At 40.8% G+C, this 14139-nt stretch carries 7 protein-coding genes; all 7 read left to right on the plus strand.

Features of this window, described 5'->3' with window-relative positions; translation table 11 throughout:
* The first annotated feature begins 25 nt into the window (after positions 1–25).
* The 7 genes from PO903_RS10700 (at position 26) to PO903_RS10730 (ending at position 14129) form a co-directional block, all read left to right on the plus strand.
* Positions 26–2326: a glycoside hydrolase family 3 N-terminal domain-containing protein gene (locus PO903_RS10700; RefSeq protein ID WP_273593398.1), complete on the plus strand. Its 2301-nt coding sequence runs from the start codon at positions 26–28 to the stop codon at positions 2324–2326.
* A gap of 73 nt (positions 2327–2399) precedes the next feature.
* Entirely contained in the window at positions 2400–5921 is a 3522-nt protein-coding gene (locus PO903_RS10705) for an alpha-mannosidase (protein WP_273593399.1), read from the plus strand.
* Positions 5915–7246, plus strand: coding sequence for a glycoside hydrolase family 125 protein (locus PO903_RS10710; RefSeq protein ID WP_273593400.1), 1332 nt, complete (start codon positions 5915–5917; stop codon positions 7244–7246). Before PO903_RS10705 ends, PO903_RS10710 begins: the two co-directional genes overlap by 7 nt.
* A gap of 415 nt (positions 7247–7661) precedes the next feature.
* Positions 7662–10787: a type 1 glutamine amidotransferase family protein gene (locus tag PO903_RS10715; RefSeq protein WP_273593401.1), complete on the plus strand. Its 3126-nt coding sequence runs from the start codon at positions 7662–7664 to the stop codon at positions 10785–10787.
* A 162-nt stretch (positions 10788–10949) separates the two neighbouring features.
* Positions 10950–11882, plus strand: coding sequence for an alpha/beta hydrolase (locus tag PO903_RS10720; RefSeq protein WP_069327847.1), 933 nt, complete (start codon positions 10950–10952; stop codon positions 11880–11882).
* Between the two features lie 416 nt (positions 11883–12298).
* Positions 12299–13207 (plus strand): ABC transporter permease, encoded by a 909-nt coding sequence (locus tag PO903_RS10725; protein WP_069327848.1) that lies wholly within the window; start codon positions 12299–12301, stop codon positions 13205–13207.
* A gap of 16 nt (positions 13208–13223) precedes the next feature.
* Complete coding sequence (locus PO903_RS10730) at positions 13224–14129, plus strand: carbohydrate ABC transporter permease (RefSeq protein ID WP_069327849.1); 906 nt, start codon at positions 13224–13226, stop codon at positions 14127–14129.
* Positions 14130–14139: the final 10 nt, after the last annotated feature.

Below are 14139 nucleotides of genomic sequence, written 5' to 3' on the forward strand. Positions count from 1 at the left end.
ACTCCAATTGAAAGGATGATCACACATGACCAACTATAAAAATCCAGCACTTTCAATCGAAGAACGCGTACAAGACTTGCTCGCTCAAATGACATTAGACGAAAAAGTAGGGCAACTGATTCAATTGTTTGGCTGGCGTACTTTTAGCAAAAATGAAGATGGAACCGTTACCCTTACTGAAGAATTCAAAGAAGATATCCGCCAGGGTAAAATTGGTTCATTATATGCGACATTACGTGCCGATCCGTGGACAGAAGTGACACTGGAAACAGGGCTTTCTCCAGCAGAAGGAGCCGCCGCACTCAATGATATCCAGCGCTTTGTGATCGAACATTCCCGATTAGGGATTCCACTGATGTTTGGCGAAGAATGTTCACATGGACATATGGCAATCGGGGCTACGGTATATCCAGTTCCACTGCTTGCCGCAAGTACATGGAACCCTGCCTTGTATCAACAAATGTGTGAAGCGGTAGCGATAGAGACACGTAGTCAGGGCGGAGTAGCGACCTATTCCCCTGTACTCGATATTGTGCGTGATCCACGCTGGGGCAGAACCGAGGAGACATATGGCGAAGATCCTTATCTCGCAGGAGAACTTGCCGCCGCCGCTGTGATTGGTCTACAAGGAAAAGGCTTGGATTCACCAGATACCGTAATCGCCACGTTAAAACATTTTGTCGGTTACGGCGCTTCAGAAGGTGGACGTAATGCCGCACCTGTACATATGGGAATGAAAGAATTGCATGAGATCGATCTGGTTCCTTTCCGCAAAGCGATTGAAGCTGGAGCGATATCGATCATGACTGCGTATAACGAAATTGATGGGGTACCTTGTACATCCAGTGAATACTTATTAGATGAAGTACTGCGCAAGCAGTGGGGATTTGATGGATTTATTATTACAGATGCAAGCGCTATGAATATGCTAGTGCACGGCTATAATGTCGCGGAGACAGGAGAAAAAGCGACTGCTTTATCGCTACAAGCAGGAATTGATCTGGAAATGTCAGGTTATATGTTTGGCAAATATCTCAAATCCGCATTAGAGCAAGGCATTGCGCAAGAAGCCCATTTGGATCAAGCGGTTAGCCGTCTACTCAAAGTGAAGTTTCAGTTGGGTCTATTTGATCAACCTTATGTCGATCCCGAACGTGCTGCCCGGGTGATCCACAGTCCAGAACATATTGAACTGGCTCGTGAAGTGGCGAGACAAGGGATTATTTTGCTCAAAAATAAAAATGAAGCATTACCTTTACAACCAACATCTACTGGAAAAATTGCAGTGATTGGACCCAATGCCAATAAACCATATAACCAATTAGGTGATTACACTTCACCTCAACCCGCAGGCAAAGTGATTACGGTGTTAGAAGGGATTCGCCAGAAGCTCGGTGTAGACAGCGATCAACTGCTATATGCTCCAGGGTGTCGGATCAAAGACGAGTCACGGGAAGGATTCGAGCTTGCTTTAGAGACTGCCAAGCAAGCGGAGACCGTAATTCTGGTATTAGGTGGATCAAGTGCACGCGATTTTGGCGAAGGAACGATAGACTTACGAACAGGGCAGTCACTAGTGCATGATTCGGAAGAAAGCGATATGGAATGTGGAGAAGGTATCGACCGCTCTAATCTGAATTTGACAGGAGTACAGCTTGAATTATGTCAGCAGATCTATGCACTTGGCAAAAAGTTAATTGTAATTTATATCAATGGACGACCTGTAGCAGAGCCGTGGATTGATGAACATGCAGATGCGATTATCGAAGCATGGTATCCAGGGCAAGAAGGCGGTCATGCTTTAGCAGAAATTTTGTATGGCGAAGTAAATCCTTCCGGTCGGCTGACTATATCTGTTCCTAGACATGTTGGACAGTTGCCTGTTTATTACAACAGTAAGCGGACACGTGGGAAACGTTATTTGGAAATGGATTTGCAACCAGCTTATGCTTTTGGACATGGACTCAGCTATACCACTTTTGCATACAGTTTACCTGTAGTAAGTCCTGCTGAGATTGCGCGTGATGAACATACTCAAGTGAGTGTAGAGATCACCAATACAGGGCAAGTCGCAGGTTGGGAAGTGGCTCAATTGTATTTGACGGATCTATTCGCTTCTGTTACTCGTCCAGAAAAAGAACTGAAAGGATTCCAAAAAGTCTTTTTACAACCTGGCGAGACACAGACTGTGACATTCACACTCACACCAGAACATTTGGAATTAGTCACTGCTCAATTGGATCGTATTGTCGAACCCGGCGAGTTCCATTTACAAATTGGTAGCAATTCGGTTGAAGGTCAGGTCGTGACGTTGACGGTTCGGTAATCTCTAAGGGATATGAAATGAATATAGATATAAGATGATACCTTAAATCAATGACTATTCGAGGAGGCAGTATATGTACCGGATCGAACGATTTATCAAACATTTATCTACCAAGCAATGGTTAGAGACCAAAGAACTGAATCAATGGACTGTAGAAGAAGCACGTTATGTGACACCTGATCATTATGAGATCACAGTTCCGCGCCAGAACAGTGATATGAGCTTACGATCCACCTATGGCATCACTTACTTTTTACACACGCAAGAGCAGATTCCAGCTTCATGGTCAGCACATCCTGTCGGCTTAGTATTCAGTGCAGGCGGTGGAGAAGGATTACTTAAAATCAATGGCGAGTTCTATCATGGGCTGGATAAAAATCATACGTTTGTTCCGTTACGAGAATCTTATACTGGTACAGATATTCAGCTAGATATTGAATTATACGATCCTATTCCTGAACCGCACGATCCACTTAATGGGCAACCTGAATATGTAGCTCCATTAAGCCGGTACAATGCCAGTCTGGTAAGCATCAATGGTGGATTGCGTAGTCTAATGTACAGTGTACGTGTATTGCTACATAGTATGCGCCGTTTACCTGAAAATGAATTACGCCGAATCGCTATTCAGAAAGCGTTAGAACAAGTGATGAATGCCGCTTATAATCTTCCAGAAGAATCATGGCAATTGGAAGAACCGTGGCAACAACTGGAACAGTTATTACGAGAACAAGTACAAGCTTTTGCTCCAACAGCAGAAGACAATGGCTATATGTATATGATTGGACAATCACATATTGATATCGCATGGTTATGGCCTGTACGTGAAACGGTACGTAAATCCAGTCGTACATTTTCAACGATGTGTACATTAATGGAGCAGTATCCTGAGTTTATCTACTCTCAAAGTCAGCCACAACTGTTTGCTTATGTGAAAGATCATTATCCAGAGCTATACACCAAAGTCAAAGAACGGATCGCAGAAGGTCGCTGGGAATTGGTAGGCGGAATGTGGGTAGAACCTGATCTGAATATTCCTAGTGGGGAGTCGTTAGCACGTCAGTTATTGTATGGACAACACTTTTACCGTGATGAGTTCGGGATCACTTCAACGATTGAATGGTTACCGGATACGTTCGGATATTGCGCATCTTTACCGCAATTGTTGCGTCAAGCGGGAATCGATTATTTTATGACCACCAAGCTCAATTGGAATGATACCAATATCTTCCCGTATGATCTATTTCACTGGGTAGGCATTGATGGAACGCCAATATTGTCTTATCTCAATCATGGTGTGAATGAATCGACAACTCCCAAAGATATTGGAGAGCACTGGGAATATTTCCGTCAAAAAGATGTCCATCCTCAGCAAATGTTATTGTACGGGCATGGCGATGGTGGCGGGGGAGTCACTCATGAAATGATCGAATATGTAGAACATGCAGACTTGATGGTGGGGTTACCGCAAGCTGAATTTGGAACAGCTAAAGACTTTTTTGCACAAACGTTAGAGTCAGCCGATGACCTGCCGGTATGGCGTGGCGATCTGTATTTGGAATTGCACCGGGGAACGTATACAACACAAGCATGGAATAAACGCCACAATCGCAAAGCAGAACTCCTTTATCGTGAAGCTGAGATTTGGGAACGGTTAACAGCTATTTATTTTAATCACCATAGTCTAACAGAGACATCGGTAGTCGAATCATCCATAGAAGAGGCTTCATTTCAAAAGTCGCAACTGTTGTCTAAGCAACATGCAGATGATGGATTGTCAGTACATGCAAGTCTGTTTGAGCAATCAGAAGATGGCATGATTACCAAGCAACAGTTTAAAAATGGATGGCTCGGTATTATGCTCAATCAGTTTCATGATATTGTGCCGGGTTCAGCAATTCCTGAAGTGTATGATACTTCAGAAGTGGAATATGCTCAGATTTTACGTATTGGAGAAAGTGCTCTGAATCAAGCCCTAGCTCCGTGGACAACCATGATCGCAGAACAGCTTGCATATTCTAATCAATATCAAGGAACAGCCTATGCCGTATTTAACAGTCTAAGTTGGGAACGTGGAGAATGGATACAGATCGAAGGTGGCGAAGAGTTAGCAGATGTGCAAGTCTATGATCAAGCTGGGCAATTACTACGCAGTGATCTAGTGACACCAAGCACTCTTGAACCATCAAGTATACCTTCTACACCATCAACTCATGCGGATGTTCCGAAGCTTCTATTTACAGCAGCTCAGCCTATTTTACCCGGACATACCACCAATACAGATTCAGCTGCAACTCAAGAAACAACAAAGTTATCCACAGAAAATGATAACCAATTGGAAAATAAATACACTCTACGTATCTATGTACCATCAATTCCAGCATTCGATTATCAAGTGATCTGGTTACGTGCAGAGGATGAAATGAATACAGTATCAGCATATGCAGATATTCATTCGACGGTAGAAGTAGAAGATAGAATAGGAAAATCTGTTCCAGCAGTATGGGAAACTCCTTTTTATCGTATCCAGTTTAGTGAACAAGGTGAGATATCGTCTTTGTATGATAAAGAGTATGAACGTGAAGTGTTGAAAGAACATCAACATGGCAATGTGTTCGGCTTTTATCATGATCGCCCGTTGCTGTGGGATGCGTGGGATATTGATCCGCATTTTGCAGAACAGATTGCAGATACAGCTCAATTGATCTCTTCACAAGTCATTATGCATGGACAGACAGGCGATATTTTACACTTCCGCTGGCAGATTGGGCAGTCGATTATTTCGCAAAAAGTGTTCTTGTATACCGATCATCGTCGAATCGATTTCAAAACAGAGGTAGAGTGGAATGAAAGTCACAAATTACTAAAAGTATCGTTCCCTGTAGATCTCGTTGCAGAGCAAGCCACCTATGAGATTCCTTTTGGTGCTCTAGAACGTACGATGAATAGGAATACCAGTTGGGATCAAGCACAGTATGAAGTCTGTGGACATCGCTGGGCAGATATTTCAGAAGGTAATTATGGGGTTAGTCTGCTTAATGATTGTAAATATGGCTACGATATTAAAGACTGCAATATGCGTCTGTCTTTACTACGAGCACCGAAATGGCCAGATCAAGGTGCAGATCTAGGTCATCATGAGTTTACGTATTCGCTATTACCACATGGTGACAATTGGCGTGAAGCTCATATTGTGCGTGCCGCCGCAGAACTTAATCAACCAGCATCATATCGAATCATCGAATTCCAGACTACAGCTGAACAGGTGCAACAACCAAGTCAGTTACAGGATAATTTATCATATTCTATTTTCTCGTATGATAGTGAGCATGTTATTTTAGATACGATGAAGCCAGCAGAAGATGGTCAAGGAACGATTATCCGTCTCTATGAATCTTCAGGCAGTCGAGGTAAAGCGCATATTCAATTACCTGCACAAGCAGAAGATACCACCGATCATGTAATGACATTGGTCAATATATTGGAAGATCATCTAGACACGTTAACTATCACCGATCATCTTGTAGAGCTACATTTCAAACCTTATGAGATCAAAACATTGAAATGGAGTAAGGGGGATCTATCATCATGCTAGAAAAATTAGAACATGTTCAAATGTCCACATTCGAACTGCCACAGGCCGTTCAGGATGTGCTAGCAGAAGCAGAGCAAGCGTTAGTAGATCGTCCAAAGTTAGCTGAACTCTTTCGTAATTGTTTTCCAAATACATTAGAAACTACAACCAAATTAATGGACGATGGCTCTACATTCGTAATCACAGGCGATATTCCGGCAATGTGGTTACGTGATTCGGTCGAACAGTTAATGCACTATGTGCCATTGTGCAAAGAAGATAAACAGCTACAACGAATAATCAGTGGATTGATTAGACGACATATGTTTTATCTAGAGATAGATCCATATGCCAATTCATTTAATGAAACTGCGAATGATTGGCATTGGGACCCGGCAGATGAGACAGAGATGAGCCCGTGGGTCTGGGAACGCAAGTTTGAACTGGATTCGCTTTGTTTTACAATTCGCTTGGCGTATCACTATTGGAAAACAAGTGGCAATACTGATATTTTTGATGCAGGTTTTAAGCAAGGGTTGCGTACTATTTTCCAATTATGGAGAACAGAACAACGTCATATGGAAGAATCACCGTATCGTTTTACCAGACGCAATTGTCCGGCAATTGATACGATCCGTAATAAGGGACTCGGGATGCCTGTTAACTACACAGGAATGATCTGGTCAGCTTTCCGTCCTAGCGATGATGCTTGCGAATTTCATTACAGTATTCCTTCCAATATGTTCGCTGTCGTTTCTCTGCGTCAAATGCAAGAAATGGTACGAGCTGTCTATCGTGATGAAGCGTTCTGCGCTGAATTGGCTGAAATGGAAGAAGAAATTCAGCATGGTATCGAGCTATATGGTATTTATCGTCATCCTGTACATGGCAATATTTATGCTTATGAGACCGATGGTTTTGGCAATTATTGTCTGGTAGATGATGCAGGAACACCAAGCTTGTTATCAATGCCTTATCTTGGTTATTGTGATGTGAACGATCCGATGTATCTTAATACACGGAAGTTTATTTTAAGTACCGAAAATCCATACTATTTCGAAGGAAAAGCTGCCAAAGGCATGGGTAGCCCTCACACGCCAGCAGGTTATATCTGGCATATGGGATTATCCATGCAAGGATTAACAGCCAATAATGATGCTGAAATATTAGACATGATCCATTTATTAGAAACTACCGATGCAGATACAGGTTATATGCACGAAGGATTCCATTCAGATGATCCGACAATCTTTACCCGCCCATGGTTTGCATGGTCCAACAGCTTATTTTCACAGTTAATCTATAAAGCGATACAAAAAGGATTACTCACTAAGCCATCATCATAAAACACATCAAAATGTTGAATAAAGTTGAAATTCATTATTTCAAAAATTACTTAATGCGTAACTTAATAAAATCAGTTATAGTAAAAGAGTACAAAATAACAAAAGTACAACATTATCACCAGAAAACAAAACGATAACTAACCAATCTTTATCAAGCATTATTATTCAACTAAAGTTATTTCTAAATTTGTTAACCTTTACCCACCCTCATTACGAAAAAAACGATTTAGAAATGAGGATGTAAGAGCAGAGAGCGAAGGGAATATGATTGTTCTGAAAGAGTTACAAGCTTTCGTAAGAAAGGTACTTCAGCGACGACAAGAACAATCCTATTCCCATAGCGGTCTATCTCACTATCCGAAACTTTCAAATCCAGTTTTATCCTAATCCAATATCAATAATGAAGGAGATTATTATGACATTAATTTCTAAGCTCCATACGGTAATTTTTTATGATCCTGCATTCCCTTTTGATGGCCAACGACCGAATGAACAACAGCTAACTGAACTGCACAAGCAAGGTACAGTGGTTACAGCTAACGAACTTTCTAAAGCGCTTACGCAAGCGGATTTATTTATTCATCTGCACGGCAGTTACTTTCCCAAACAAGCATGGACAGCGATCCACAATCATTTGAATAATAGCAAAGGATTTGTACATATGGGCGGTATTCCTTTCCGTAAGCCTGTCAATGAAACATTAGATGGCTGGAAAGTAGAAAATGAACAAACCGCTTATCATCAAATTTTGAATATTAACGAAGTATTACCGGTAGAAGTAACACCGATTGATCATTATGAAGCAAGCAAAGATTTTCCGTTATTTGCAGGACAAGAATCATTATTTGAGCGTCAAAGCACATGGGGATTTGCTCTTCATGTGACCAAAGCCAATGACCATCCTGCACAAGGGGGTTCCAGTGGACCAATGGATGCACATATTTATCCTCTGCTCAAAGGAATCTCCAAAGACGGACGTGAAGTAGCCGCTCCTGCTATTTTGCTTGAAAATACAAAAGGAGCTTATGCTGGTGGACGATGGATATTTGTTAACCAATTAGCAGGTGAAGCCTTCTGGGAAAAAGGAATCGAAGCTATTTCCAAATGGGGCGAATTTGCTGCCAAAGGGGTTACTGAAATCTGGGTGAAGCCCAACTATGCAAGTTATGAACCGGGTGAGCGTCCAACGTTAACGATTCAATTGCAATCGCTACAACGTCATTCCACCAGTGCAGATATCAGCGGAGAGTGGATATTCAATCTACAAGTATCCAAAGAAGATCAGGATTTATCCGGTCAATTTACAGACGTGTGGACCCAAAAATTAACGATTGCTGCTTCTCGTGAACTGGATATTGTACGCTTACCTGTTGAGATTACGATCGAAGCTGGATATTATCGCTTGGAAGGAACGATCACTTCACCATCTGGAGAAGTACGTAGCATTCATCAAGGATTCTGGGGATTTGATGCAGACTTTTTGGCACAAGGTGAAATGTTAACAGCTGATCGTGATTATTTCCGCAAAGAAGGTCGTCCATTACCGATTGTGGGTATGACATATATGACTTCGGATGTAGCACGCAAATTCTTATTTTTACCGAATGCAGCGGTGTGGGATAAAGATATGGCACAGATGAAAAATGCAGGGATTAACTATCTACGTACAGGTGTATGGAGTGCTTGGCGACATGTGATGTTTGTCGATGGTCATCCCTATGAAGAAGTAATGCGTGCAATTGATGCGTTTATTTTGACAAGTAAAAAGCACGGGCATGAACTGACATTTAACTTTTTTGCATTTACACCGGAAGCTTGGGAAGGGGTTAACCCGTATCTTGATCCACGTAGTGTAGAAGCGCAGAAGCGTTTTATCTCAGCGATTGTAACCCGTCATCGTCATACATCGAATATCCATTGGGATCTGATCAATGAACCATCGATGTTTAATCCAGATCGTCCATTTTCAGGTCCGCAACCGGTGTACGATGAATTTGAGATTGCGGCTTACAAAGAATGGATAGAAAAGCGTTACGATAGCGATATTACCCGAGTACAAGAACGCTGGAATATGACACCTGAAGAGTTACCTAATTTTGATGCGGTATATCCAGTGCATGTCGATGATATCAGTTATAATCCAACCTCGATTCATCCGAAAAAAGGAACTCGTTGGCTCGACTATAATCTGTTTACGATGGATATGCACAATCGCTGGGCGACAGACCTCACTCGTATGATCCAAAGTATTCAACCGAAGCAGTTAGTGACGGTTGGACAAGATGAAGGATTAGCAGGGCAACGTCCATCTCCATTGTTGTATGCAGAGACTGTCGATTATACGACAGTACACTCTTGGTGGGAAATGGATGATCTCGTGTGGGATGGTATTTTCACCAAAACACCACAGAAGCCGAATCTTATCCAAGAAACAGGGATTATGTATATTGAGACACCAGAAGGCAAAGCCAAGCGTACAGAAAATGAATTGAAGTATATTTTAGAACGCAAATATTCGTATGCTTTCTCAACAGGTGGAGCAGGGGCAGTGCAGTGGATCTGGAATATCAATTTCTATATGCACAATGTGAATGAATCTCATATCGGTGCTGTACGAGCAGATGGAACAGAAAAGCCAGAAGCAGACGTATCTTATGACTTCGGACGCTTTATGAATGCAACTCGTGATTTATTTGAAAATCGTCAATTGGAAGAAGTAGCTGTTGTTTTCCCATATTCCAACGATTTGTCGAATCGCAAACTAGCACATGATGCAACAACCAAATTGATTCGTACCTTATCCTATGAACTGAATGTACATGCACGTGCTTTTGGGGAATATCATTTACATGAATTAACGACAGGCGATGCGCCGAAATTAATCATTGTATCAAGTCCTCATAATTTCCAGACATCAGCGCTTAAGCAACTGGTCGATTATGTAGAAGAGCATGGCAGTACTTTATTATTTACAGGGCCGTTATCATTAGATGAATACTGGCAGCCTACAGATCGTCTAAGCGAAGTGACAGAGAGTGCTCCATTATCAAATGTCCGCCGTGAAGAAGCATTACAGTTAGGCGAAGAAGTGTTACCGGTATCATTTAGTGGCAAACGTATTGCTGAACTGGTCAAACAAGCTCCACTGACCGGTGTTGCTCAGGTGAAAAATGTAGCGATAGGTAAAGGTAAAATCATCTGGAGCCCATTGCCTGTAGAATTAAGCGATCGTACCGAAACTCAAATTGCACTGTATGAATATGCGCTAGCAGAAGCAGAAGTGTCTTCTGAACTGGAATGGTTGCAAGGCGATGAATTATCCGGTGTCTATGGACGTAAATTGTCTTTCGATCAAGGTAATCTGTATATCTTTGTATCCGAGTATGGAGCGAATGCTCAAATTCAAGTACAAGACCCGATCAGTCACAAAACGTACAGTTTCCAATTGGATGCCGAACGTACAGTGATGTTCGCTACCGATACAGAAGGTGCAATTTGCACCGTCTATCGTCCAGAAGAAGTAAGTATTGATGTGAAATAGCAACAACGACTATAGCAAGAATCAAAGGGGTTACCTACACAGGTAATCCCTTTTTTGAATAGGAATGGATTCATATAACACGAAGTTAGCTTATATAAATAAAATACTTTATAATTGAAAGAAGTTACTTATTCATCAAGTCAATATTAAAGGAATGAATTCATGAAAAGATTACTCAAGTTTATGCTCAAAGCTATTGCAGTTGTTGTTGTATTAATCGTTATTTTTTTAGGAACGGTGTATACCGTTAATGTCTTCGCCAGTAAGTCTGAACAAAGCAAAATACAACCATACGGACAATCGGTTGCTGTAGATGGTAAAAACATGAATGTAATGATTCAAGGAGAAGGTAAAGAAACGATTGTATTGATTCCCGGTTTTGGTACAGCATCGCCAGCTCTAGATTTCAAACCATTGATTGATCAACTATCGTCGCATTACAAAGTCGTTGTTGTTGAACCATTTGGTTATGGATTAAGTGATGTCACCGATAAACCTCGTACAGTCGACAATATTACGAATGAGATTCATGAAGCTTTGCAACAATTGAAGATCAATAAATACATTCTGATGGGTCACTCGATCTCAGGTATTTATGGATTAGATTATGTGAATAAATATCCTAATGAAGTGACTGCTTTTGCAGGTATAGATACAAGCTTCCCTACACAGCCAACTGAAGTGATGGATACCGAATCGATAAGCATCCTGAAAAAATCAGGCTTTTACCGCTTGCTAGTCAAGCTTAATCCGAGTCAGATTATGACACCTGATGTAGATGAGGCAACCAAAGAACAGATCAAAATGATTACACTCAAAAATATGATGAATCCAGATATTGTGAGTGAAGCACAGTTATTGCCGACGAATTTCAAAGCTGTACAAGGCTTACAATTCCCTAAAAATCTACCTGTGATTTTCTTTCTAGTCAAAGATGATCCTGATATTAAAAACTGGACAACTCAACATGAAGAACAAATCAAAAATTCACTACATGGCAAAATCATTCTATTAGAGGGCACTCATTATCTACATTACACTCAGTCCAAAGTCATGGCAGATGATTTGAAAAGCTTTATCGATAGCACAAAATAATCAAAAAAGTCGAACGATATACACGAAGGTGTAGCGTTCGACTTTTTTTGATTATAGGTATAGGCTAAACTACTCTGATATCAACTTCTAAACATTTTATATTTATTCTGATACTATGTATTATCCTTAACTTCCTGTAACAGTTTTTAATGTATCCTTCCTTCAAATATACCCCCAGCACAGAGCGTAGATCAAGGAATGACCCGATAGAAGCGAAGCGGTCTGCCTCTACTAAATATGTAACTAAAACTAACACAATGAAGTCGCCTTCAATCCCACAACTCTATTTTGAGAACGCTTACCTAAAAAAAGTACACATAACCTAAAGAACTTAGCGTAGTTTCCTTTCCTTCTCTTGCCCATAATTAAAGAATAAGCACACAAGAGAGATACCGGAGAGAAAGGGGACTTCAATCATGACCTTTTTGTACGAATTACGTAAAAATAAAGTTCTTTTTTTGATGGCGTTACCTGCACTAATCTTACTGGTCTTGTTCAACTACTTGCCGATGTTCGGAGTCATCCTTGCTTTCAAAAATTATAATTTCTACGATGGTATTCTAGGCAGTCCCTGGATCGGGTTCAAAAACTTTGAGTATTTATTCAAAGGCGATGCATGGCTGATTACACGTAACACATTATTATACAACTTCGTGTTTATTATTTTCGGACTGATTCTCGCAGTTGCCCTTGCTATTGTGCTTGATGAGATTCGTAACCGATTTCTATCCAAAACCTATCAGACCATATTGATTATGCCTTACTTTTTATCATGGACGATTGTTGCTTTAATTTTTTATGCTTTCCTTAGTGCAGACAAAGGGATTATCAATCAAGCACTAACGTTTATGGGAATGCATCCGATCAATTTCTACTCTGAAACGACCTATTGGCCATACATTTTGATCTTTGTCTTTTTCTGGAAAAGTGTAGGGTATAGCAGTATTATCTACCTCGCTTCTATTACAGGTATTTCACCAGAGTATTATGAAGCCGCTACGATTGATGGTGCTAGTAAATGGCAACAAATTCGCTTTATCACGATTCCTTGTCTCAAGCCAATCATTATTATTATGACTATTCTCAGTATCGGCAAAATCTTTTACGCTGACTTTGGATTGTTCTATCAAGTGACCTACAACTCAGGCGCTCTGTACCCTGTTACACAGGTTATTGATACGTATGTCTACAACGGCCTAACTTCGATGGGGAACTACGGTATGACCGCAGCAGCAGGCTTATATCAGTCTTTTGTCGGGTTCGTGCTTGTCATCATTACCAACTGGATTGTGAAAAAAATGGACAAAGACAGCGCGCTGTTCTAGAAAAGGGGGAATTTCGATGGAGCAAACATCTAGTAAATTCAATCAGCTTCCAAAAAGTTGGAATCTTGTATTTAACCTGATTTTGATTGTACTGTGTGTGGTCTGTATTATTCCAATTATTCTGGTTTATGCGATCTCATTTACCAGTGAAGCGAGCTTGTCTGCTAAAGGCTATCAGTTTTTACCTTCAGAATGGAGCTTGGATGCATATCGTTATGTGTTCCGCAATGGAGATCAGATTCTGCAATCGGCTTATGTGACGATTGGAGTTACAGCGATAGGAACGTTATTTAGCCTACTTGTGACTGCGTTATTCTCGTATGTATTGTCGAGACGTGATTTTCGTTATCGTAATGTGATGGCATTTTTCTTATTTTTTACGATGTTATTTAACGGTGGATTGGTGCCCTCTTATATTGTAAATACGAATGTTCTTCATTTAGCAGACTCATTCTGGATTTTGATTTTACCGTATTCACTGAGTGCTTTTAATGTTATTATTTTGAGAACGTTTATGCAGCAATCTATTGAAACAGCGATTCTGGAAGCCGCACGGATTGATGGAGCAGGCGAGTGGTATATCTTTGCTCGTATTGTGATTCCGTTGTCCAAGCCAGGACTCGCTACTGTTGGATTATTTACACTGGTTACCTATTGGAACGATTGGTTCCTTGGACAGTTGTATATTACCAATCCCAAATTAGTCAGTCTACAATATATGTTAATGAAATTGCAGTCTAATATCGACTTTGTAACCAGTAATGCGACCTCAGCGACTAACAATATGTTAATGGCACAGATTCCAGCCGAAGGCGCACGTATGGCTATCTTAGTTATCGTATTAACACCGATTCTTTGCGCATATCCATTTTTCCAAAAGTATTTTGTAAAAGGATTAACTATTGGTGGTATCAAAGGTTAACACAAGGTAA

Origin of the sequence: Paenibacillus sp. PK4536 (genome assembly GCF_028594455.2) — a bacterium.
Classification (GTDB): Bacteria; Bacillota; Bacilli; order Paenibacillales; family Paenibacillaceae; genus Saccharibacillus; species Saccharibacillus nuruki.